Here is a 23,195-nt window from a genome sequence, read left to right on the forward strand (position 1 = left end):
TTCTTCGTGCACCGGGCCAGGCAGGTGGCTGGCGACCGCCAGCAGAATCCAGCGCAGCCGGTGGGATTTACTCGGCGGCGGCGTCTCGGGCGTGGTGGCGGCGCGGCGCGGCTCCGCCCGCGGTGGACGCATCGCCGCGGCGCGACCGGCGGCGGTATTCGGCGGCGGGGTGTCCTCGTCCTGACCGGAGGCCGCACCCGCGACGATCGGGTGGCTCTGCCCGTAGTCCAGATCGATGACATCGGCGACGACCACGGTGACGTTGTCCGGGCCGCCGCTGCGCAACGCAAGTTCGATGAGCCGGTCGGCGCATTCGTCGGTGCCGCCCTCGCGCATGGTGTTGGCGATGGTCTCATCGCTGACCACATCGGAGAGCCCGTCGGAGCACAGCAGATAGCGATCGCCCGCACGGGCCTCGCGCATGATCAGCGTCGGCTCGATCTCGTTACCGGTGAGTGCGCGCATGATCAGCGAACGCTGCGGATGGGTATGCGCCTGCTCGGGGGTGATCCGACCCTCGTCGACCAGCGATTGGACGAAGGTGTCGTCACGGGTGATCTGGGCCAGCTCGCCGCCGCGCAGCAGATAGGCGCGGGAGTCACCGATGTGGACCAGGCCGAGTTTCTTGCCCGCGAACAGGATTGCGGTGAGCGTGGTGCCCATGCCGTCGAGTTCGGGCTCTTCCTCGACGTGATCGGCAATGGCGGCATTGCCCGCGTGGGTGGCGGTATTGAGCTTGCCGAGCAGATCGTCACCGGGCTCATCGTCATCGAGATGGGCCAGGGCGGCGATCATCAGCTGCGATGCCACCTCGCCGGCGGCGTGGCCGCCCATACCGTCGGCTAGTGCGAGCAGCCGTGCGCCCGCATAGACGGAGTCCTCGTTGTTGCCTCGGACAAGACCGCGGTCGCTACGCGCTGCGTAGCGGAGAACAAGTGTCACGATCGCAGCTCGATCACTGTTTTGCCGACACGGACGGGGGTACCGAGTGGAACTCGGACTGCGGTGGTGACTTTCGCACGGTCGAGGTAGGTGCCGTTCGTCGAGCCGAGGTCTTCGACGTACCAGTCGTCACCGCGAGGTGAGAGCCGCGCATGTCTGGTAGATGCGTAATCATCGGTGAGTACCAGCGTTGAGTCGTCCGCACGTCCGATCAGCACCGGTTGGGTGCCGAGCGTTATGCGAGTGCCGGCGAGTGAACCTTGAGTCACCACAAGAAATTTGGCGCCCTTCTGGCCTCGGCTGAAAGACGGCAGCACCGTGGAACCGCGAGCGGCCCTGGGCTGGATCCGGATGCCGGATGCCGCGTAGATGTCGCTGCGCAGGGTGCGCAACACCGCCCACACGAATAACCACAACAGCAGCAGGAACCCCGCACGGGTCAGTTGCAGGATCAGTCCCTGCACGGCGCTCCACCTCCTGTTCGACCGTGTACGTCGGTGCCCGTAGGTGCGAGTTCGCCCCCACCGGCTTGCTGGTTTCGCGAGCCCCGGTCCTGGCGACGCGCGTGTGTTGGCAGCATCATAGGGCCGTGGGTCGAGTTCGATCACGATACGGCCGCAGAATCCCTGTACGCCATGTCGTGACCTGCATCGCGAGCTTACGGGATCAGACGATACGGATCAGGATCTCGGAATGCCCGGCGCGGATAACGTCACCATCGGCAAGCTGCCAATCCTGGACGGGTGAGCCGTTGACGAGGGTGCCGTTGGTCGAACCGAGGTCCGAGAGCATCGCGGTCTGCCCGTCCCAGCGAACCTCGATGTGACGGCGCGAAACTCCGGTATCCGGCAGCCGGAAGTGCGCGTCCTGACCGCGGCCGATGATGTTGCTGCCCTCGCGGAGCTGGTAGGTGCGGCCGCTGCCGTCGTCGAGCTGTAGCGTCGCGGAGTAGCCCGAACCGGCCTGTGCGCCACCGCCATACGCGGGGGCCGCATAGCCGCCGCCCTGCGCGCCGTAGCCGGGCTGTTGCGAGTAGGCCTGGCCGTAGCCGCCCTGCTCGTCCGGCGCGCCGTAGCCCGGCTCGCTGTAACCCGGTTCCGCGTAGCCCTGCTCGCCGTAGCCGGACTGCGCGTAGCCCTGCTGACCGTAGCCCGGCTGCTGACCGTAACCGCCCTGGTCGGCGTAGCCCTGCTCGCCGTAGCCGGACTGTCCGTAGCCCTGCTGGCCGTAGCCTTGTTCGCCGTAGCCCTGCTGGCCGTAGCCCGGCTCCTGGTAGCCCTGCTGACCGTAGTCCTGGTCGGCGTAGCCACCCTGCTGCTGGCCGTAGCCGCCGCGCTCGCCATAGCCCTGCTGGCCGCCGCCGTAGCCCGGCTCCTGGTAGCCCTGCTGACCGTAGCCCTGGCCGCCCTGCTGGTAGTCGTAGCCGTTCTGGTAGTCGCCGTAACCCTGCTGCGAGTCCGGTGCCTGGTAGTCGGAGCCACCGCCATAGGGCGCGCCGCCCCGGCCGTAGTCATCGCGGTACGCACCGTTCGGCGGTCCGGGCCGCCCCGTGGGCGGCGGTGCGTACCCGCGGTTGCGTGGATCGGACTCCGCGTGCTCACGGCTTGGGTCGTAGCCTGAGTTCTGCGTCATGGGGCCAGCTCCTGGTTGCGGGTTTGCAGGTTGTTGTGGCGGGGGTTCGGGGCTGCGAGCCGGGGTGGCTCTGCGGCCGATGTCGGGATCGACCCGACCGCTCGTCCTGAACTGTCCGGTGTGCAGCGTAGGTGATGCCTCGAATGCCACGTGTACTTCGCCGTAGGTCTGCCAGCCTTGTTCGCGGATGTAGTCCTGTAGGTGTTTGGCGAATGCGCGGGTAGTGAGGTCGTGGTCGGCGTCGAGTTGTTGGTGATCAGAGGTGTTGATGGTGATCACATAGCTGTTGGGCGCCAACAGATGTCCGCCACCCAGATCCTGGATATTGTCGGTGGCTTCCTGCTTGAGCGCCGCCTCCACCTCCTGGGGTACGACACTGCCGCCGAAAGCTCTGGCGAACACGTCACCGACGGCGCCTTGAAGGCGACGCTCGAATCGAGAAACGATGCCCATCTCGGCCTCCCTTCGGTGAGCGTCTCTACTGATTCATAACAACGACACGCGTATATGGCGTGTCGCGTATCGACCACGTTCATTGCATGATATCCACGATCGTCCACACCTGTAACTCCTGGAAAGCCTGGCGGGTTCCCGCCACCGCCCAGTCCACGCCGCAGGGGCGCCAGCAGGCGATTTCGTGTCTCGCCGACCCCCGTGATACTGTCTCCCAGTCGCTCGGGCGAGTGGCGGAATGGCAGACGCGCTGGCTTCAGGTGCCAGTGTCCTTCGGGACGTGGGGGTTCAAGTCCCCCTTCGCCCACAGAGATGGTAGGGGCCGCAGGTCAGAGGGTTTTTCCTCTGGCCTGCGGCTTTTTTCGTCGACAGGATTTGTTGACGTCTGTGGGCGTGTGTAGGTGTTGATCGCGTGTCCCTTAGGGATCGCTTTCCTGTCGCCTTGAACAAGTGGTTTCCCTTCTGTGTCAGTGGTTTTGAATCTATGTCGACGAGCTGACTCAGCTCCGCTGACCTACAGCCGCTTCCCCGTCTACAGCTGCGACCGTTCGGTCCCGATCACCACCCGTTACCAGCCGCCCGATAAATACGGCGCGGACCACGGGCGGCAGATTCGCTGCCCCGTGCTACGCCGGGCGGGTTGAAGTCGATAACCGTCTAGGGGAACGACGACGATCGGACTCGAGAACATGACGGATGTTGGAACCACCACCCCCATGACGTGTCACGCGACGCGGGGTGCGCTCATTGCCGGGGTGGTCGGGATGGCGCTCGTGTTGGCGGCTGTGCTGTGGGGTGTGTCGAGTGGGCGAGCACTCGAGGGCACCGCGCGTACCGACGGAACCGTGCTGCTCGCGAGCTCGGGCGATGGCCGGGGGGTCGAGTTTGTCGTCGACGGAACGCGGTACACGACCAGAACCTCGGCATACAGCGTGTTGCACAGCTACTCGACCGGTGAGCGGGTGCCCGTCGCCTATAACCCGAAGGATCCCGCCGAGGCGGAGGTGGCGGATCTGCACTCGACCTACGGCGGGCCGCTGTTCGCGGGCGGATTCGGCATACTGGTCGCCGCCGCTTGCACCGTCGGGTACGTCAACGGGCGACGAAAGGCGAAACTGCGGGAATGGCTCGATCAGCTGAGCCCGGACAAAGAACCGGTATGACATGCGCGGTCCCGGCCCGGATCGAAGGATTCTCGCCGGGCCGGGATTTGCCCGACGATCAGTTCGAGCTGTTGGCGAACATGCCGGGCTGGTAGGAGCCGCCCTGCTGGCGCACGATTACGCCGAGCCGGTTGGCCGCATTGATCTGGGCGACCAGCGCGACCAGCGCGGCGATCTGGTCGTCGTCGTAGTGCTTGCGCACTGCGGTCCAGGTCTCGTCGGACACACCGTGATGGGCGTCGGCGAGGCGGGTGCCCTCCTCGGCCAGCGCAAGCGCCGCCCGCTCGGCCTCGGTGAACACGGTGGACTCGCGCCAAGCCGCGACCAGGTTGATGCGCACCGTGGATTCCCCGACGTGTGCGAGGTCCTTGCTGTGCACGTCGGTGCACCAACCGCAGCCATTGATCTGGCTGACGCGCAGCATCATCAGATCCTGGGTGACCTTGGGCAGCGTCGACTCGAGGATTACCAGGCTGGCGTTTCCGAACCGCTTGAAGAACTCGGCGCCGATCTCGTTTGCGGACAGATTGATACGGGGTTCCACGATGGTGGCCTCCTGCTTCGGGATGACTGAACGCACACAGGATGCCGACGACCCGATCCCTGTGACGCGGCGGAAATGTGACGTGCGGCACAACTTCTCGGTGTCACGGAACGACGGTGCCCGGTGTCTGGTGGGGACACAGTCGAGAGTGAAGAGGACCCCATGGCCGATGCGTCGCAGACCGCGTCCGAATATCGCGACGACCGCCCGGACCCCGCCACGGCGGCCTTCCTCAGGCACCGCAACCTGCTCTTCACCGTCGCCTACGAGCTACTCGGCTCCGCGGCCGACGCCGAGGACGTCCTCCAGGAGACCTGGCTGCGCTGGGCGAACGTCGACCTCACCACGGTGCAAGCCCAACGCGCCTACCTGGTCCGGATCACCACCCGCCAAGCACTCATCCGGCTGCGCACACTCGGCCGCCGCAGAGAGTCCTACATCGGCCCGTGGTTGCCCGAACCGCTGCTCACCACGCCCGACGTCGCTGAAGACATCGAACTGGCCGACAGCGTCTCCATGGCAATGCTGCTCGTACTCGAAACACTCACCCCGACCGAACGAGCGGTATTCGTACTCCGCGAAGTCTTCGACATCGCCTATGACGACATTGCCGAAGCCGTCGACAAAACCCCCGCCGCGGTCCGCCAGATCGCCCACCGCGCGCGCACCCACGTTGCGGCCCGCCGACCACGCGGACCCATATCCCCGGCGCAAACCCGAAACGCCCTCGCAGCATTCCAACTGGCGATCGAAACCGGCGATCTGCAAACCCTGTTCGACATCCTCGCGCCGGATGTCGTTCTCTTGGGTGATGGTGGCGGAGTCGAACAGGCCGCGCTGTCGCCGGTCACGGGGGCCGATAGCGTGGTCGATGTGCTCGGCCGGATCGCCGCCGTCGCGTCGCTGCAGCGGGCACAGGTCAATGGCTACCCGGCGCTGATCGTCCGAATGGACGGCGAGATCGACACCGTAATCGCCGTTCGGATCGACGACGGCGTCATCACCGGGCTCTACGCCGTGCGCAACCCTCAGAAGCTGTCGCATATGTGGCACGAGACCACGCTGCGCCGCTGAGCCCGGACACCCCCGAGGCAGTCCGACACATTCGAGCAATCACCCCCATCGGTCATGACCCAGGAATTACGGTGCTGTCATGGCGAACCCGGAAGAGGGCGATCACGCGACCGGTCGGCGTTCGCAGGCGCGGGTGTGGCTCGTGCCAGCAGTGGTGGTTTCGCTGCTCATGGCCCTGCTGGCCACCATGTACCTGGCCTATGTGGTCGATCCGTCGAAGCATCTGCACGGCTTCCCGATCGCGCTGGTGGATCAGGACACCGGGGATGTGCTCGGCGGGCAGCCGACCAATGTGGGCAAGCAGATCAGCGATGCACTCGTCCAGCAGATTCCCAGCGACAAGATCGACCTGCGGGCACTCGGAATCAATGAGGCGCAGCACGAGTTGAGTTCCGGGAATGTGTACGGGGCGATCGTCATTCCGAGCGATTTCACCAAGCGGCTGGGGATCTTCGCGACCGCCAGCGTGGTCCCCGGAGACGTCAGCCAGCCGATCATCACCGTGTACACCAATCCACGGACCGGGTCGTTCTCACCGCAGGTCGTGCAGACCGTCGCGGGCGGCGCACTGGCCCGAGCCAATCAGACGGTCGGGGAACGGCTCACCGAGACCGTGCGGACCCAACTGCAATCCTCCGGGGGTGGGCAGGCACCCGAGTTGGTCGGCCTGAGCCGGTTGATGCTGGCCAAGCCCATAGACGTGGTCGTCACGCCGTTCCATCCGCTGCCCGCGGGCACCGGCGGCGGGCTCACCGCCTTCTTCTACACCATGATGGTGCTGCTGGCCGGGTTCACCGGCGCCATGGTGATCAATGGCATGGTCGATTCCTCGCTCGGCTTCGCGCCCACCGAATTCGGCCCCTGGTACGTGCACTATCCACCGACACCGATCTCCCGGCTGCGCACACTCCTGCTGAAGTGGGCCATCATCACCGGCACCGCACCGGTGGTCGCGGCGATCTTCATGGGCGTTGCGCATTGGCTGGGGATGCCCATCGACCGGCCGCTGGTGCTGTTCCTGTACAGCACCTTCGCGATCATTGCCGTCGGCGTGACCGCACTATCGATCGTGTCCGCGCTCGGCACCGCTGGCATGCTGATCAACCTCATCCTGTTCATCGTGCTCGGCCTGCCGTCCTCCGGGGGCACCATCCCGATCGAAGCGCTGCCGAATTCCGTTGCCCGGCTTGCCGACTTCGAACCGATGCACCAGGTGTACCTCGGCATCCGCGCCATCCTGTACTTCAATGCCGACGGCGCCGCCGGACTCAGCCGCGCGAGCTGGATGACCCTGCTCGGACTGGCCATCGGACTGTCGCTGGGCGCGATCATCACCCGCTACTACGACCGCAAGGAACTACACCGCGCACCCACTGCCGCCCGATGATCCGCTTCCGCAGTTCCTGACCGGGAGGTCGCGGTTCACCGGTTGTCACGCACGACGCCGCCGGGAAAACCGGATGACACCGCATTCGGCGGTCCTTAATATCGGGCCTATGCACCGATACGTACCGATCACCCCGCCGCCCGCCGTTTGAGCGGGGTGTAGGACCGCGCACCACCTCGTAAGTGCGTGCGCCGCTCGGGCATTGGTTGTGCACCTCGCTTCCGCGACCTCAATCCTCTTCTGTCGCAGGAGCGCGAATCCTTCATGTCCACATCTGTCTCTACCGCCAGCCGGTCCGGGCTCGCCTGCCTTGTCGGCGCCGGACTCCTAGCGGGCACCGGCGGGCTGCTCGGCAGCCTCCTGCAACGCGCCACCGGCCTTTCGCCGGTCTCCATCGCCACCTGTCGGCTCACCGTCGGCGGGCTGTTGCTGGTCGCGGTACTCATCGTGACCCGACGGCCTTGGCCGCGAGACGTCGTGGCTTGGCGCAGGATCGGTGTGATCGCGGTGCTTTCCGCGACTGTCCAGGCGAGCTTTTTCGGTGCCGTCGCGGCATCGTCGGTGAGTCTGGCGACCCTGATCACCATCGGGATGTCACCCGTGGTCGTCGCGCTGTTGGAACAGCTGACCGGTAGGCGCGTCCTGGATCGTCGCCGCGCCGCGACTATCGCGATCGCGCTGTTCGGGTTGATCCTGCTGGTCGGCGCGCCGCCGGACCGCGCAGATGCGGGCGGGATATTCGCCGGTGCGGCAATGGCATTGGTATCCGCCTGTGCCTTCGCGACGATCACGGTGATCAGTGCCCGCCCGGTGCCCGGACTCGACGTAATGACCACAACGGGTTTCGGCATTACCGGCGGTGCGGTGCTGCTGACACCGGCCGCGGCGATATCCGGGTTCGCATTCGTTCCGACTGCGCACAGCATCGCTCTGGTCGCTGCGCTCGGGTTACCCACCGCATTGGCGTACACCCTGTACTTCCGCGGGCTGTCCCGGGCCGGTGCGGGCACGGCCGCGGTATTGGCCCTGCTCGAGCCGCTTGCCGGCACGGTATTGGCCGTGGCGATACTCGGTGAACGATTGACGCCGACCGGGTTGGCAGGCGCGGCGTTCCTGACCGCGGCGCTGGTGCACACCAGTGTTCAGCCGCGAACCGGCGCGAAGGTGTAGAGCTTCGCGAAGGTCTGCGGCCCTGGCTGCTCGATCGACGAGGGCGGGGAGACCGACTCGGGCACGCCGTCATGGGCGACAACGGAATTCACGGCGTCAACGGCCCCGGATCTCGCTATGGGGACCCGGGGCACCGTGTTCGGCGCGCCGGGACGCCTGAGTCGGACGTCATTCGGTGCTGGGTTACATCCGAATCCGGCGATGGATCAGGACGTCGAGCTCGTCGCGTAGTGCTGGGCGATCTCATCACTGGTGGTGAGCCATACGCCCGGATGGTTCGCCACATAGTCCAGTGCCTGGTCCAGATATTTGATGCGGAAGGCCTGGCCGATGACGAAGGGATGCAGGGCCAAGGCCATGACGCGGCCGCTGTCGGCGGAGTCCTCGTAGAGCCGGTCCAGTTGGTCCTTGACGATCTGGACGAAATCCGCACCGCGCAAACCGGTTCCGAGGAAGAGGCTGTTGTCATTGAGTTCGACCGAGTACGGAACACTCAGCACGCCGGGAACATTGAGCCGATACGGCTGGTCGTCATTGGTCCAGTCCAGGACGTATTCGAGGCCGAGTTCGGCGAGCAGTGCCGCGGTGTTGAAGGTTTCGGTGAGTGCGGGACCCATCCAGCCGCGGGGGCGGCGGCCGGTCGCGCGTTCGATGGTTTCGACGATATCGGTCAGGTAGGCACGCTCGTCATCGATCGACATATCGGCCTGGAAGATCGAGTTGTTCTTACCGTGCGCCAACCAGGTCCAGTCCCGGTCCCGCCCGGCCGCGATGATCTGCGGATTGTGCTGGGCGACATCGGAGTTGAGCAGGGCGCTGGCGCGGATACCGTACTTGTCCAGTGTCTGCATCACCCGCCAGACGCCCACCCGGGGACCGTAGTCACGCCAGCCATAGTTCAGCGGATCCGGAGCGAGGGCCGCGGTGCCGGGGAAAATGCTGGTCGAGGGCCGGTCGACCTGGTAATGCTCGATATTGAGCCCCACGTAGAACGCGACGCGGGCAGCGCCCGGCCAGTGTATGGGCGTGCGGTCGACGATCGGGCTGTAGTCGAAGAGTGTGTTGTCCATGCCGCCTATGCTGAAACCCTCACATACATGTGAAGGTCAAATGCGAGGTGGAACCCATGCGAATCGGAGAGCTGTCGGAGCGCACCGGCACCTCGCGGCGGCTGCTGCGCTACTACGAGGAACAGGGGCTGATCGTCGCCGACCGCTGCGCCAACGGCTATCGCACCTATGACGACCGCTTCGTCGACCGGATCCTGCAGATCCGCGGCCTGCTCGACGCCGGCCTGCCGACCCGCATCATCAAACAAATCCTGCCCTGCCTGGACAAACCCCGCACCATCTTTTTCCCGGACGCGACCCCGGAAATGCTGGCCACCCTGGAACGCGAACGTGACCGCATGAGCGACCGTATCCGCTGCCTGTCCCGCAACCGCGATGCCATCGCCGAGTACCTCGAGGCCGTCAGGGAAAACGCCACGTCCTGATCGCGGCTCGAGCGGCGTCACTGTTCCAAGGACCCGGCGAACCTGTTGACTCTCAATGAGAACCTGTTCTAACTTTTGGCATGCGCAGATATGAGGGTCGCCGGGTATTGGTCACCGGAGCGGGATCGGGCATCGGGCAGGGCATTGCCCTGCGGCTACTCGACGAGGGGGCGGCATTGGTCGCCGCCGACATCGATGCGGCCGGGCTGGAGACCACCGCGGCGAAGGCAGGTGACGCGGCCGATCGGCTGCGGACCGTCGAGGTGAATATCGCCGATATCGAATCGGTGCGCGCCGCGACGGGCGCGGCGGCCGAATTCCTCGGTGGCCTGGATGTGCTGGTCAATGCGGCGGGCATCCTGCGCCCGGCGCGCACCGAGGATATGCCGCTCGAGGTGTGGAACCAGGTGATCACGGTCAACCTCACCGGCACCTTCCTGATGACCCAGAGTGCGCTGCCCGCGCTATTGGAGTCCGGACACGGCGTCGTGGTGAACCTGTCCTCGACCGCGGCCCTGAGCGCCGCGCCCTATCTCGCGGCCTATGCGGCCTCGAAGGGCGGGGTCAACGCCTTCACCCACGCCATCGCGCTGGAATACGCCAAGCAGGGCCTGCGCGCGGTGAATATCGTGCCAGCGGGCATCACCAGTGGGATCACCACCAAATCGATTCTCGATCAGCCGGAGGGCTTCGATCCGACGTTGTTCTCCCGGTTGACCGGCTGGCTCAACGGCGGCGCCCTGGGCAATCCGGAAGACATCGCGGGCGTGGTCGCGATGGTCGCCTCCGATGACGGCCGGTACATGACCGGCACCGAGATCCGCATCGACGGCGGCGCCCTGATGTAGTCGGGACGAGCGGTGGTCAGGCGGGTCGGGCGACGAGCAGGTGATGCGGAATAGGCGCGGCCAGCCGCTGATGGTCGACGATGCAGCCAGCGCGTTCCAGTGCGGCGATCACCTCGGCCACCGGCCGCAGCGTGAAACCGTATGCGGTGAACGGCATTTTCGCCATCGCGTCCGGATCGCCGATGCCGACGACCAGGCTGCCGCCGGGACCGATGACGCGCACGAGTTCCCGACAGGCGGCATCCAGGTCCGGCACGAAGTAGATGGTGTTCACGGTGATGGCGGCATCGAGTGCATTGTCGGGCAGCGGCAGTGCGGTCATCGGACCCTCCGCGAGTCGCATTCGGCCCGAATCTATTTCGCTGGCGAACTCGGCCCGCGCCCGGGCCAGCATGTCCGGGGAGATCTCGAAACCGTGCACCGTGCCATTGGCGCCGACGCGCTCGAGCAGCATGGAAAGCCCCGCGCCGCCGCCGAATCCGATATCGGCGACCGTCGCACCGGAGGCGATTCCGGCCGCCGCCACCGCACCCGCGATGGCGCGATGGTTACCGCGATTGAGGATGAAGGCGAAGCCCTTGCCGAGGGTCCCGTGTGGGTTGCCGAGCTGACCCGCGATCGTGGACAGGACACGGTCCCGAATACTCATGGCGGTCATCGTATCGACCGGCATCGGCGAATCGGATATGACAAGACAGGCCGAAGGGACCGCTGATTTCGTATGAACATGGGTAACTCCTCGGGTACGTCCAGAACTCGACTTACGCACAACCGCCGGGCCGCGACGGCAGGGGTACGGTTCTCGAGGATCAGCAAGAGGCGCGGGGAGGCGGGGGAGCAGACTGGCCCGATGCGCGCGCCGCTGGCACTGCTCGCCGCCGCGGTTCTGGCACTCGCCCCGACCGGCACGGCCGATGCGGCGGGATCCTGGGGTCCGCTGGCGCCGCCCAATCCGTATCTCGGCCCGCTCGGGACCGCGACCATGCACGGTGACGCCGGATCCTCGGATGCGACGCCCCTGGCCGGGCCCGGTACGGGCGGGATTTCGGTGGCCGCATACCCGTTGGCGTCGGCATGCCCGACCCTGCTGCAGGGTTCGGACAACCTGGTTGTCGCGCTGTGTACACCCGTCATCGGCCAGACCCCGACCATCCATCTGCTCGATCCGTCCTTCGGCGGTCCGGTCGGCACGTCGCTTGCCTCGCTGGAGATCACCAAGGGCAGTCTGCTCGGCGGCGTCTACGCCTACCTCGACAATGCCGACCGCCTGGTCATTGTGGACGGCAACCGCACCCTGCTCCGGGTCGGCCACGCGCGCGACGCGGCGGGCAAGTGGCAGTTGTCGATCGACTCGTCCACCGATCTCGGCTCGGTGATTCCGGAGGGCGACAACGTGACCGGATTGGTGCCGGACTGGTCCGGCAATGTCTGGTTCGCCACCGGCAAGAGTGTCGTCGGGCTGGTGACGTCCGCGGGTGCGGCGGCCACCATCGCACTGCCCGCGGGTGAGTCGGTGGCCAACAGCATTTCATCGGCACCGAGTGGCCGGGTCGCGGTCGCCACCACGCATGCGCTCTACGAACTGCACGCGGATGCGGCCGGACGGCCGGAGATACTGTGGCGGGCCGCCTACGATCGCGGGTCGGCACGCAAACCGGGACAGCTCAGCTGGGGCACCGGCTCCACACCGACCTATTTCGGGCCGAACTCGGGCGCCGAATATCTGACCATCGTCGACAATGCCGACGGACAGGTCCACGCCTTGGTCTTCCGTTCCGGCAGTGGGCAATTGGTGTGCTCGCAACCGGTGCTCACCCGTGGCGGCGCGGGTAGCGAGAATTCGCCGGTTGGTATCGGGCGGTCCATCTTCGTCGCCAGCACCTACGGCTATCCGTACCCGACCGTCCCCGAGGGCGCGGGCCCGGCCGTTCCGGCCTCCGCACCATTCGTCGGGGGTATGACCAGGGTCGATGTCGACGACACCGGCTGCACCACGGTGTGGGACAACACCGTTCGCAGCGCGGCCGTCCCGCATCTGTCCACCGCCGACGGCTTGCTCTACACCGTGACGCGCGTCGGTCTCGACAGCACCACCCCGCTCGACGGCTACGTGTTCACCGTCGTGAATCCGGATACCGGCGCGGTGCTGTCGAATCGGCCGCTGGCCGGAACCATTGTCGACGACCCGCTGCAGACCTCACCGGTGATCACCCACGACCGCAAGATTCTGCAGGGCACGGTCACCGGAATCCTGCGCATCAGCTGACGCGCGGGTCACCGGCCTTCGGCCCGGTGGCCAGACCCCGCTCGATGACCGCGAGGGTGCGCCGTATCGCCTGGTCCTTGCCCGCGTCGTCGAGGTCGTCGAGTACGCCATCGATAATGAGCGAGGCCATGCCGTGCACCGATGACCAGGCGGCGTATTCGGCGTCCGGCCGGTCGGCGGGATCGAGGAATCCGACGGCGACGAGTTCGTCGAGGACTCCGGCGAGCAGTTCGAAGGCCGGAGACGGTGTCTGCTGGTCGCCGCAGAAGGCGGTGCGGAACAGGCCCGGCTCGCGCAGTGCGAAGGTGATGTAGCCCCGGCCGACGGCTCCCAGTCGGGTGATCGGATGCGCTTGCGGCCCGAGACCGGCGATCGTCTCGGCCATTGCGCCGAACAGCGTCCGCTGGGCCTGTTCCTGCGCCGCATCGAGCAGTTCTTCGTGATTGGTGAAGTGCCGATAGGCCGCGGTTGGCGTGACGCCGACGTGGCGGGCGGCGGCGCGCACGGTCACCGCCTCGGGCCCGCCGGTTTCCGCGAGCTCGGCGGCGGCGTGCACCAGGGCATTGCGCAGGTCCCCGTGGTGGTACGGGCCGGTGCGTGCGGCGCGCTTCGTGGCTGCTTCCGAATCTGTCATCGCATCGATGTTGACACCCGCACACATCTCATGGCAAGTTAACACCCATAAAGTTTACGCATGACAACATGCACGATCGGAGACACGATATGTTCGAAAAACTCGGCAGATTAGTCGTCGACCACGCGCGCTGGATTCTGGTCGTAGGCGCGCTCGCCCTCGTCGCGGGCGGTGTGGTCGGCGCGACCGCCTTCAGCAAGATGCAGCCCGGTGGGCAGGAGGATCCCAGTTCCCAATCCAGTGCCGCGGTAGCGCAACTGGCCGATAAGTTCGGCGCCGACACCGACTACGTCTTCCTGGTCGAGGCGAAGCAGGGGACGGTCGACGGCGATGCCGTCGCCGCCGTCGGCCGCGAACTGGCCGGGCGGCTCGCGGCCGATCAGCGGCTCATCAATGTCGTCTCGTACTGGGATACCGGATCCCCGGCCATGCGCTCATCGGATGGCACCGCCGCCGTGGTCCTGGCGGGCAATGTCGATAAGAAGACCACCGATAAGGAGAAGTCCGCAGCCGCGATCGTCGACGCCTACCGCGCCGATGGTCCGATCGCGCAGATCAAGGTCGGCGGCGGCACCGCGATCTTCCACTCGATCACCCATCAGATCGGCAAGGATCTCGGCCTCGCGGAAGCCGTCGCGGTGCCATTGATTCTGGGGCTGCTGGTGCTGGCCTTCGGCAATGTGGTCGCGGCGCTGCTCACCCAGGTCGTGGGCGGAATCGCCATTCTCGGCACCTTCACCGAACTCTCGATTCTCGGTTCGGTCACCGATGTGTCGATCTACGCGGTGAATCTGACCACCGGGCTCGGACTCGGTCTCGCGGTGGACTACGGCCTGCTGATGGTGAGCCGATTCCGCGAGCGCCGTGCGGCCGGTGCCGCACCGGCCGATGCGGTGATCTCGGCGGTATCCACGGCCGGACGGACCATCGCCTTCAGCGCGGCCACGGTCGTCGCCGCGCTGTCGGCGCTGGTGATCTTCCCGCAGTACTTCCTGCGCTCGTTCGCCTACGGCGGCATCGGCGTTGTCGCCATCGCGGCCTCGGCGGCGGTGGTGGTCCTGCCCGCACTGCTCACCGTGCTCGGTACGCGAACCGATGCGTGGCGGGTGCCCGGCGTCCGCGGGATCCGCGGTGACGCCACCCCGTTCTGGGCCGGAGTTGCCGGATTCGCGATGCGCAGGCCCCTGCTGGCCGGTGTGCCGGTGGTGGCGGTGCTGCTGCTCGCGGCCACGCCGCTGCTGCATGTGCAGTTCGGCACGCCCGACGATCGGGTGCTGCCGACGAGCACCGAGGTGCGTCAGGTCGGCGACGCGATGCGTGCGGACTTCGGCGGCGGCGATGTCAACGCGCTGTCGGTCATCACCGAGACCGGTGTCGCCGCGGGCCCGCTCGCGGACTACGCGCGCACACTGTCGCGGGTCGAGCACGTCACCCAGGTCGATTCGAGCGCAGGCACTTTCGTACACGGCGGGCTGGCGGCCAGCACACCCGCCGATGCCCGATTCGCCCGTCCGGACGCGCAGCGGCTGACGGTGCTCACCGATCTGGACCGCAACTCCTCGGCCGCCCGCGATCTGGTCGATCGGGTGCGCGCGGTGCCCGGTCCGGGTGGTGCGAGTGCCTTGGTCGGTGGTCAGGTTGCCGAACTGCGCGACAGCCTGGCATCTATCGGCGCGAAACTGCCGATCGCGATCGGGTGGATCGTGCTCACCACCTTCGCGCTGCTGTTCCTGTTCACCGGCAGCGTCGTGCAGCCGCTGCGCGCACTGCTGTCGAATGTGCTGAGCCTGGCCGCCACCCTCGGGCTGATGGTGTTCATCTTCCAGCAGGGACACCTGTCCGGAGTGATCGGTTTCACCCCGGCGCCGCTGGATGTGTCGATGTTGCTGCTGCTGTTCTGCATCACCTTCGGCCTGTCGATGGACTACGAGGTCTTCGTGATCAGCCGGATCAAGGAATTGCACGATCGCGGGGTGTCCACGAAGGAGGCTGTCATCGAGGGGCTGGCGCGGACCGGACGCTTGGTGACCACCGCCGCGGCGCTGATTTCGATCAGCTTCCTCGCCTTCACCAGCAGTGATGTCCGGTTCATCCAATTCTTCGGGCTCGGTGCGGGTTTGGCGATTCTGATCGACGCGACGCTGGTGCGCGGCGTGCTGGTCCCGGTGGCGATGCGACTGCTCGGCCGGGCGGCCTGGTACGCGCCCAAGCCATTGCAGTTGGTACACCGTCGGATCGGTCTGGCCGAAGCCTGAGTTCGGCTCGCGAGGCGGCCCCGCATGGGAAATGCGGGGCCGCCTCGATGCGTGGTGATCGCCTGCCACAACGTCGTTTTCGCCCGATTCGGCGAGGTTGGACAGCAAGGGTGGCGGAGATCACAGAACCCATTGTGGTTGCGGTCGAGGTGCTGGCCGTGGCCCGATCCAGTCGTCGGGCAACCGCATCTCCCCAGCTGGTTAATCATGATCTTGACCGGATGTAAGTCCATCTTGAAGCGTTGCGACTAGGTGTGGATCACGTTAATTAGCCGGTAAACAAACCTGAGGTCGCTTTTAGTTCATCCAACAGTCAGTTAACACAATTATCGACCAAAGAATCCGCAGGTCGTGGCCGTGTTCGCTGAACATTGGGTGATCTATGTTTGCTATCCAGCTAATCGTTCGAAGAATGTTTGTCGCTAACCGTAGGTTTCCTTATCGTGATCTGGTATCGCGCCTCGGAGGCTCTGTGCGAGCCCCGGTTCGGGTGATCCAGATCACTGCCAAAAGTTTGCTGGATGTATGAAAAACCATGTGCCCACATGGGTTTGCTGGGGTGCTGCTTTATACGCTTGACCTCGGCGGGGAGGGTTGCATCGGGATAACGATTGTGTAGAGTTGACGGTAACGCTGGCCGCAGCTGAGCTGGACTCGCTGCGGCCAGCGGAACTCAATTGGGGGAGTTCGAATCTCATCCGGAACGTAGCGTTGCTACCGATTGCCCGGACCCATTTCACTCATCGTGTGCTCGGCGTTGTCTGCCAGCCTTCCGCGACATCGGCACCGGGCAAACCCAATTCGGCCGTGGCCCGGGCGTCCTGTTCTAGCGCGGCCCGGCGACCGACCACGAAGACGTAGCCGAGAAACAGTGCCTCCGCGACGAATCCGATGCCGATCTTCACCGGTACGGGTAGCGCACTCGGCGTCACGAAACCTTCGAGCAGACCGCAGACCAGCAGCACCGCGACCAGGCCCAGCGCCACCGTCGCGGTCGCCCGGCCCTGACGCGCCACCGCCGCCAACCGACTCGACCGACCCGGATCGATCAGCGTCCAGCCCAGTTTCAGTCCGACACCGCCCGCGACGAAGACCGCGGTCAGTTCCAGCGTGCCGTGCGGCAGGATGAACCCGAAGAACGCGTCGAGCCGACCGGCATCGGCCATCAGACCGCCGGTCAAGGCCATATTCAGCGCGTTGCCGAACAGCAGATACACCGCTGGCAGGATCAGCACGCCGGTGAACAGCACCATCGCCGTCACCCACGCATTGTTGGTCCACACCTGCGCGGCGAACGCGTCGTGCGGATGTTCGGAGTAGTAGGTCTCGAATTCCCCGCCGGGTGCGGTGAGCCAGTCGTTGTCACCGGTGACGCCGAACACATCTCGGGCCGTACCGGATCCGGATATCCAGACGGCCAAACCGGTGGACACCATGATGAAGACCGCGGCCACCGCCACCCACCACGGCCACGACCGGTACAGCGTCGCGGGAAACCGGTGCGTGAAGAACCGGCCGACCTCGTGCCACGCATCGGTGTTGGTACCGAGCACCCGGCCGCGCGCCTTGGTCAGCAGGGCACTCAGTCCGGCCATGAGTTCCGGGTCCGGACTGTGCGATTGCAGGCGGGCCAACTGCTGTGAGGTGCGCCGATACAGCGCGACCAGTTCGTCGGCCTCGGCACCGGTCAGCTTGCGGCGCCCGGCCAGATAGTCCAGGCGATCCCACGCCCCCCGCTGTGCGTAGCTGTATGCGTCCACGTCCATCGGTTGCCTCCCATACCGCCGGTCGGAAGAATGCTATCGACATGGCTGAATTCACCACCGGCGAAGCGGTTGCACTCGAGCTGCCGATCGCCCGGATCCCGACCAGGGCCACCGCGTTCCTCTTGGACGTGCTGGTGCAGGTCGTGCTGGGCAGCATGCTGCTGTTCGGCCTCAGCCTGATACTCGCCTTCACCGCCGCCGACTCCGCGTGGTTCAGTACGGCGATGATCACCACGATCGTCGCGACGCTGGTCGGCTATCCGGTGATCTGCGAAACCCTCATGCGCGGACGGACCATCGGGAAGTTGGCGCTCGGACTGCGGGTGGTGCGCGGCGACGGCGGGCCGATCGATTTCCGCCATGCCCTGACCCGTGGTCTGGCCGGTGTGATCGTCGACTTCTGGATGTTGGGTGCGTTCGGTGCGGTCGGAGTGGTCACCTCCATGTGCTCGCCGAATGCGCGCCGGGTCGGTGATGTGCTCGCGGGCACGGTTGTCGTGCACAGCCAGCGCCGCGTGCCCTTCCCGCTGCTGGCCGTCGCGCCGCCCTGGCTCGTCGCCTGGTCCGGTCAGCTGGACCTGTCCGGTATCCAGGAAGATCTCGCACTGGCGGTGCGCCAGTACCTGTCTCGCGTCAACACCCTCAGCCCCGCCGCACAGGCGAGCCTCGGCCACACTCTGCTCGGCGCGGTCTGCGACCGGCTGCAGATTCCGGTACCGACCGGCTACCCACCGGTCCAGATCCTCGGCGCGGTCATCGCCGAACGCCAGCGCCGCACCCTCGCCCCGATCATCACCCCGATGGTGATGGCGGGCCCGCGCCCGATGCCGATCGCCCACACGAGCTAGCGTCGCGTCCAGACAGCTCCTACCGTATCCGGGGTCTATCGACCGTAGCCACTTGGTGGTCGCGCCGGCTGGGCGAACACCAAGTGGCTACGCTCGTCGGGCAGTCGGAGTGGGTAGTGCAGCAATCTGTCTGGACGGGTGCTGGGCGACGTCGAGTTCGGTGCTCCGACACGGTCATTCGGCCGGGAGTTGAGTTAGGTTGGTATCGGCGCAGGACCGCCGCGCTGGGGGTGATGTTGACTCGCTGGCGGTCGAGGAGCGTACTTGGTGGCTTCCTTATTCGGCGCCGCACCGTGGCTCGTGGTGATGCTGATCGTGATGGCCTTCGCATGGGCCGGGTTCGTGGCCATTGTGCTGCTGGCGAAGGTGTTATCCGCACCAGAACGCGAAATAGCGATCCGGATTCGGATGATGCCCTGGCCCAGAATCGACATCGAGGCCAGGGCAGCGCGCCAACCACCGAACGATGGCGGGGTCACATAGTGCCGGACTGCTTGAGTTCGAGGTATTCATCGGCCAGGGCCTCGGGCAGGCGTTCCGGGGATGCCGCAACGACGGCTATGCCCATGCGGCGCAAAGATTCCTGGACCAGGGCGCGTTCGGCGAGTAGGGATTCGGCGGCGGCCGCGGAGTGGAGGTCGGCGAGGGTGGCGCGGTTGGTGGCGGCCGCGGCGACATCGGGGTCGGTGACCGAGACGATCAGGACGCGGTGGCGCTGGGCCAGGGTGGGCAGGACCGGGAGCAGATTCTCTTCCACCGCGGCACCGTCGAGACTGGTGAACCAGACCACCAGGCTGCGCCGGCGGGTGCGCTGGATGGCCGCGCGGACCAGGCCGGCGCTGTCGGTGTCGACGAGTGCGGGGGTCACGCCCGCCACGGCATGCATGAGTTTCAGCTGCAGGCGGCGACCGCCGACACTACGCACTTCGGTGCGGACCCGGCGGTCGAAGGCGAGCAGGTCCACCGAATCGCCAGCGGCGGCGGCGAGTCCGCCCAGCAGCAGCGCCGCCTCGATGCTCGCGTCCAGGCGAGTGCCCGCCCCGACACGGCCCGCACTGATACGACCGGTGTCGAGCACCATCAACATGTGCCGGTTGCGCTCCGGACGCCAGGTGCGTACCAACACGTCGGCGGCGCGGGCGGTGGCGCGCCAGTCGATGGCCCGGACGTCATCGCCAGCGACATATTCACGGAACGAATCGAATTCGGTGCCCTGGCCCCGCAGATTCGCGACATTGCGGCCCTCGAGATGTTGCAGCCGCTTCACTTTCGAGCGCAGCAGCCGTTCGCTGCGGAATTCGGGCAGTGCGCGCACCCGAGCGGGGACGGTGTGGCGGCTCTGCCATCCGGCCATGCCCAGCAGGCCGAACAGCCGCACCGTCACCGGACCGGCGACCCGGTCACCGCGGTAGGTCGGCGTCAGCGTGGTGTGTACGCGCAGGCGGGTATTCGGCGGCAGATCCAACCGGTGCGCGCGGGTTTCGGCGCGGGCGCTGCCCGGCCAGTCGTCCCACAGCCGCCCGCGTACGGTGCGGGTGCCGTTGTTCACCACGGCGAGTTCCACCTCGGCGGTGCGGCCGAGCCGGATCACCGTCAGCGGCTCCCTGGTCAGCGTGAGGTCACGCGCTCGGGCCACCGTGCCCAGATCGAAAAGGACCAGGGCGGCAAGCAGACTCGTCATGAGGACGACGCCGAGCCAGGATGGCAGGACGAAGCCGACGAACAGTGCGAGCACTGCCGCCGTCGCGGCGAGCCGACCGGTGACGACCACGGGCTACACCGGAACCGGAACCGACAGCAGCAGCGACGACATGACACCCTCGGTCGTCACGCCGTCCAACTCCGCCTCGGGCCGCAGGTGCAGGCGGTGCCGAAGAGCCGCCACCGCAACCGATTTCACGTCGTCCGGGGTGACGTAGCCGCGACCGTTCAGCCAGGCGAAGGCGCGTGCGGCGGCCATCAACGCCGTCGCGCCTCGGGTGGACGCGCCGTGCTGTACCGCGGGGGAGTTGCGGGTGGCCCGGCAGATGTCCACCGTGTAGGCGAGCACCTCGGGGCTGATGGTGACCCGGGTGATCGCCGCCCGCGCCGCGGCGATATGCGCTGGACCCGCGACCGGGCGCAGACCGGCGGCGGCCAGATCACGCGGATCGAAGCCACCCGCATGCCGCTGCAGAATGCGGAATTCGTCATCGCGACCGGGCAATTGGATATCGACCTTGAACAGGAACCGGTCCAGCTGCGCCTCCGGCAGCGGATAGGTGCCCTCCTGTTCGATCGGGTTCTGGGTGGCCACCACCACGAATGGGTCCGGCAGCGGCCGCGGCTTGCCGTCCACCGAAACCTGGCGCTCCTCCATGGATTCCAGCAGCGCCGATTGGGTCTTCGGCGGCGTGCGGTTGATCTCGTCGGCAAGCAGCAGATTGGTGAAGACCGGCCCCTGTCGGAAGGTGAATTCGGTGGTATGTGGGTCGTAGATCTGCGAACCGGTCACATCACCCGGCATCAGGTCGGGGGTGAACTGGACCCTGGCGTGTTCCAGATCGAGGGCCGTCGCCAGTGCCCGCACCAGCAGCGTCTTCGCCACGCCCGGCACACCTTCCAGCAGCACATGGCCGCGGCAGAGCAGTGCGAGCACCAGGTACATGATCGCGTTGTCGTTGCCGATCACCGCCTTGCCGATTTCGGCACGCAGCGCCGAGAATGCGACGCCCGCCTCCTCGGCGGTGGGGATGTGGTTGGTGTCCGTGCTGGTCATCCGACCTCCGCCTCTATCCATTCGAGTTGTGTGGCAACGAGTTGCAGGGTGCTCGCATCGGGCACCGGTCCGTGCAGCGCGGCGCCGATCATGGCCGGATCGGATCTGGTGCGCTCGGCGATGGTCGCGACCAGTCGATCCGCTGTGATATCGGCGCCGATGCCGAGCATCGGGCGGATGCGGCGCAGCGTCGCGGCGCGCAGCCGGGCGGCGACGTGTTCATGGTCCTTCGACCGGCGATACAGCGCGGCCTGGCCGCCGAGCAGTTCATTCGCCGCCACCTCGACCGGCCGCGGTTCACCGACCAGCGCACCGCGGCGCCGGGCCCGCCACCACACCACAAGTGCGGCGGCGATGAGGAATTGGAGTCCGCCGAAGGCGAGCGGTGCGGGCAGTCTGCCGAATATGGAGTCCTTGCCAGTGCCGAAGCCCGAATCGTCGCGGTCGTAGTGGTCGGGATGTTTCGGCGGCGGCAGATCCGGCGGCGTCGGCTTGTGCGGTGCGGGCGCGGCGCACGAATTCAACACGGCGTACAGCAGTACGACCAGCGCGATGGCGGCGAGCAGCGCCGCCCAGAATTTCGGATTGCGCAGCAGATCGGGCAGCGGCGGAAGTTGTCGACGGGTCGTGGTCTTTTCGGTGACTGTCGCCTCGGCCGGTTCCGGTGCTGGCGGTGGTGCGCTGCGAGAGTAGCGGTCGGCGTATTCGAGTCGGCGGTATTCGTCCTCGGTTGCGCGGCGGCCGCCGTAGACGACCTCGTCGAAACTGTGTGCGGCCGGATGTAATTCGCTCGCGGCCTCGAGCGACAGCGCGGTTGTCGCATCGTCCGCGGTTTCCCGCGCGGTCCGCGAGCGGCGCACCTCGAGCATGCCGCGCTGTTCGAGGCCGCGCAGCACCGCGCGGAATCGCTCGCGCAGCGCGGTGTCGAAATCGCGGTGCAGCGCGGCGTTCTCGGCGGCGTCGCGGTGATCGTCCGCGGGACCCAGACGCGGCGGCGGCGGTGCTGCGGGCTCGCCCGATATGCGTTCGGTGCGGTCCGGCGCCCGGCCACCACCGCTCTCCGATGCTTCGCTCATCGCTTTTCCGTCCCGGGAACCCGGATATCCAGCCCCTCGCGACGGCACCGGCGATCCACATACGAGACCACCCGCGTCGCCGACTCGACGACCTCACCAAAGGCGATGATCAATAGCGCCGCCGAGGTGAGCAGCACGATGACCTGCCAGCGATGGGTGCCGGTGAAATCCGCGAGATACCACGGAATGCCGAGCAGCGGCACGGCAATCAGGACCAGTAGCGCGCGGCAGGCGAGCCACAGCCCGGTTATCGACGACTGCGCACCCTCGACCAGCAGTTTCGAGCGCGCGACTGCCCCGGCGTGGGTAGTCCGCTCGACAAAGATGACCGGCACCGCGACGAACCGTCCGGCCCGCAGATAGCCGAGCCAGATCAACGCGAGCGGATAGGTGATGATCAGAATGCTGCCGCCGACCAGTACACCGACGCCGACCAGGGTGTACATCACCTGGAACACCAGCAACGGACCCGCGACCGCAGCCACCCGGCCGAGCGCGGTCCGCCACTTGATCGGAGACCTGGCGACCGTCGCCAGCCCGACGGCGACCGTCATGCCGCGCAGCAGGAACCGCAGCAGCCAGGCACATGCCGCCGTGGCCAGGATCGCCGCCCATGCGGTGCCCGCATCGGAGCCGTCGGTCAGCCAGGAAATCCCGCCGGTGATCCCGACGACCACCAGTTCGGCGAGGACCAGCCCGATCGCGGTGGTACCGGCCAGCACCACGATATTCGCCTGGATCAGTGCGAACGGCTCGTCCAGGAGTTCGCGGAAGCTCAATGGGCGGATCGGCACCGTCGTTCCAGGGGACCCTGGCACCGGATCGTTCCCCGCCCCGACGGCACCGGCCGGCTCGGCGGCTGGTAACACGCGGACGAGTCTAGC

At 66.6% G+C, this 23,195-nt stretch carries 22 protein-coding genes and 1 tRNA gene; 11 read left to right on the forward strand and 12 right to left on the reverse strand.

Annotated elements, in window-relative coordinates; translation table 11 throughout:
* The 3 genes from ABZ293_RS39490 to ABZ293_RS39500 form a co-directional block, all read right to left on the reverse strand.
* On the reverse strand, positions 1-942 hold a 942-nt coding region (locus tag ABZ293_RS39490; protein ID WP_355189399.1), incomplete at its 3' end, for a PP2C family serine/threonine-protein phosphatase.
* Complete coding sequence (locus tag ABZ293_RS39495; protein WP_355189401.1) at positions 939-1,406, reverse strand: FHA domain-containing protein; 468 nt, start codon at positions 1,404-1,406, stop codon at positions 939-941. The genes ABZ293_RS39495 and ABZ293_RS39490, both read right to left, overlap by 4 nt.
* A 202-nt stretch (positions 1,407-1,608) precedes the next feature.
* A complete protein-coding gene (locus tag ABZ293_RS39500) occupies positions 1,609-3,027 on the reverse strand; it encodes a DUF3662 and FHA domain-containing protein (protein WP_355189403.1) in 1,419 nt (472 codons plus the stop codon).
* 224 nt (positions 3,028-3,251) lie between these two features.
* On the opposite strand from ABZ293_RS39500, the gene ABZ293_RS39505 reads away from it, so the two are divergent.
* Positions 3,252-3,334: transfer RNA gene (locus tag ABZ293_RS39505), tRNA-Leu, on the forward strand.
* Between the two features lie 382 nt (positions 3,335-3,716).
* Positions 3,717-4,190: a DUF3592 domain-containing protein gene (locus ABZ293_RS39510; protein ID WP_355189405.1), complete on the forward strand. Its 474-nt coding sequence runs from the start codon at positions 3,717-3,719 to the stop codon at positions 4,188-4,190.
* A 58-nt stretch (positions 4,191-4,248) separates the two neighbouring features.
* Here the strand turns inward: ABZ293_RS39510 and ABZ293_RS39515 are convergent, their stop codons facing one another.
* Complete coding sequence (locus ABZ293_RS39515) at positions 4,249-4,734, reverse strand: carboxymuconolactone decarboxylase family protein (RefSeq protein ID WP_355189407.1); 486 nt, start codon at positions 4,732-4,734, stop codon at positions 4,249-4,251.
* A gap of 162 nt (positions 4,735-4,896) precedes the next feature.
* Between ABZ293_RS39515 and ABZ293_RS39520 the strand changes: the two genes are divergently transcribed.
* From ABZ293_RS39520 to ABZ293_RS39530, 3 genes are all read left to right on the forward strand, one after another.
* Positions 4,897-5,808: an RNA polymerase sigma-70 factor gene (locus tag ABZ293_RS39520; RefSeq protein WP_355189409.1), complete on the forward strand. Its 912-nt coding sequence runs from the start codon at positions 4,897-4,899 to the stop codon at positions 5,806-5,808.
* Between the two features lie 79 nt (positions 5,809-5,887).
* Positions 5,888-7,195, forward strand: a complete 1,308-nt coding sequence (locus ABZ293_RS39525) for an ABC transporter permease (RefSeq protein WP_355189411.1) — start codon at positions 5,888-5,890, stop codon at positions 7,193-7,195.
* Positions 7,196-7,459: 264 nt separating this feature from the next.
* Positions 7,460-8,365 carry an EamA family transporter gene (locus tag ABZ293_RS39530; RefSeq protein ID WP_355189413.1) on the forward strand — a complete coding sequence of 302 codons (906 nt, stop codon included), beginning with the start codon at positions 7,460-7,462 and terminating at the stop codon, positions 8,363-8,365.
* A 206-nt stretch (positions 8,366-8,571) separates the two neighbouring features.
* Here the strand turns inward: ABZ293_RS39530 and ABZ293_RS39535 are convergent, their stop codons facing one another.
* The gene (locus ABZ293_RS39535) at positions 8,572-9,435 is read right to left on the reverse strand and encodes a polysaccharide deacetylase family protein (RefSeq protein WP_355189415.1); all 864 of its coding nucleotides are present in this window, start codon (positions 9,433-9,435) and stop codon (positions 8,572-8,574) included.
* A gap of 56 nt (positions 9,436-9,491) precedes the next feature.
* Here ABZ293_RS39535 and ABZ293_RS39540 point away from each other — a divergent pair, with 56 nt between their 5' ends.
* On the forward strand, positions 9,492-9,860 hold the full coding sequence (locus tag ABZ293_RS39540) for a MerR family transcriptional regulator (RefSeq protein WP_355189417.1): 369 nt from the start codon (positions 9,492-9,494) through the stop codon (positions 9,858-9,860).
* An 80-nt stretch (positions 9,861-9,940) separates the two neighbouring features.
* A complete protein-coding gene (locus ABZ293_RS39545; RefSeq protein ID WP_355189419.1) occupies positions 9,941-10,708 on the forward strand; it encodes an SDR family NAD(P)-dependent oxidoreductase in 768 nt (255 codons plus the stop codon).
* Positions 10,709-10,724: 16 nt separating this feature from the next.
* Here ABZ293_RS39545 and ABZ293_RS39550 read toward each other — a convergent pair whose 3' ends face one another.
* Positions 10,725-11,357, reverse strand: coding sequence for a class I SAM-dependent methyltransferase (locus tag ABZ293_RS39550; protein WP_355189421.1), 633 nt, complete (start codon positions 11,355-11,357; stop codon positions 10,725-10,727).
* Positions 11,358-11,558: 201 nt separating this feature from the next.
* Between ABZ293_RS39550 and ABZ293_RS39555 the strand changes: the two genes are divergently transcribed.
* A complete protein-coding gene (locus ABZ293_RS39555) occupies positions 11,559-12,974 on the forward strand; it encodes a hypothetical protein (RefSeq protein WP_355189423.1) in 1,416 nt (471 codons plus the stop codon).
* On the opposite strand, the gene ABZ293_RS39560 is transcribed toward ABZ293_RS39555, so the two are convergent.
* Positions 12,967-13,608, reverse strand: coding sequence for a TetR/AcrR family transcriptional regulator (locus tag ABZ293_RS39560; protein WP_355189425.1), 642 nt, complete (start codon positions 13,606-13,608; stop codon positions 12,967-12,969). The two genes, ABZ293_RS39555 and ABZ293_RS39560, sit on opposite strands and share 8 nt — an antisense overlap.
* A gap of 89 nt (positions 13,609-13,697) precedes the next feature.
* On the opposite strand from ABZ293_RS39560, the gene ABZ293_RS39565 reads away from it, so the two are divergent.
* Positions 13,698-15,863, forward strand: a complete 2,166-nt coding sequence (locus tag ABZ293_RS39565; RefSeq protein ID WP_355189427.1) for an MMPL family transporter — start codon at positions 13,698-13,700, stop codon at positions 15,861-15,863.
* Positions 15,864-16,603: 740 nt separating this feature from the next.
* Here the strand turns inward: ABZ293_RS39565 and ABZ293_RS39570 are convergent.
* On the reverse strand, positions 16,604-17,629 hold the full coding sequence (locus tag ABZ293_RS39570; protein ID WP_355189429.1) for a stage II sporulation protein M: 1,026 nt from the start codon (positions 17,627-17,629) through the stop codon (positions 16,604-16,606).
* 41 nt (positions 17,630-17,670) lie between these two features.
* Between ABZ293_RS39570 and ABZ293_RS39575 the strand changes: the two genes are divergently transcribed.
* Together ABZ293_RS39575 and ABZ293_RS39580 are read left to right on the forward strand one after the other, a co-directional pair.
* Positions 17,671-18,477, forward strand: a complete 807-nt coding sequence (locus tag ABZ293_RS39575) for an RDD family protein (RefSeq protein WP_355189431.1) — start codon at positions 17,671-17,673, stop codon at positions 18,475-18,477.
* Positions 18,478-18,744: 267 nt separating this feature from the next.
* Entirely contained in the window at positions 18,745-18,960 is a 216-nt protein-coding gene (locus tag ABZ293_RS39580; protein ID WP_355189433.1) for a hypothetical protein, read from the forward strand.
* Here the strand turns inward: ABZ293_RS39580 and ABZ293_RS39585 are convergent.
* Genes ABZ293_RS39585 through ABZ293_RS39600 form a run of 4 tightly spaced genes read right to left on the reverse strand, consistent with a single transcriptional unit; the run spans position 18,953 to position 23,180 of the window.
* A complete protein-coding gene (locus ABZ293_RS39585; protein WP_355189435.1) occupies positions 18,953-20,248 on the reverse strand; it encodes a DUF58 domain-containing protein in 1,296 nt (431 codons plus the stop codon). The genes ABZ293_RS39580 and ABZ293_RS39585 overlap by 8 nt on opposite strands.
* A 3-nt stretch (positions 20,249-20,251) precedes the next feature.
* Positions 20,252-21,235: a MoxR family ATPase gene (locus tag ABZ293_RS39590; RefSeq protein WP_355189437.1), complete on the reverse strand. Its 984-nt coding sequence runs from the start codon at positions 21,233-21,235 to the stop codon at positions 20,252-20,254.
* Positions 21,232-22,311: a DUF4129 domain-containing protein gene (locus ABZ293_RS39595; RefSeq protein ID WP_355189439.1), complete on the reverse strand. Its 1,080-nt coding sequence runs from the start codon at positions 22,309-22,311 to the stop codon at positions 21,232-21,234. The genes ABZ293_RS39590 and ABZ293_RS39595 overlap by 4 nt, the downstream gene beginning before the upstream one ends.
* Entirely contained in the window at positions 22,308-23,180 is an 873-nt protein-coding gene (locus ABZ293_RS39600; RefSeq protein WP_355189441.1) for a hypothetical protein, read from the reverse strand. Before ABZ293_RS39600 ends, ABZ293_RS39595 begins: the two co-directional genes overlap by 4 nt.
* Positions 23,181-23,195: the final 15 nt, after the last annotated feature.

The organism is Nocardia sp. NPDC005998 (assembly GCF_040614395.1).
Classification (GTDB): domain Bacteria; phylum Actinomycetota; class Actinomycetes; order Mycobacteriales; family Mycobacteriaceae; genus Nocardia.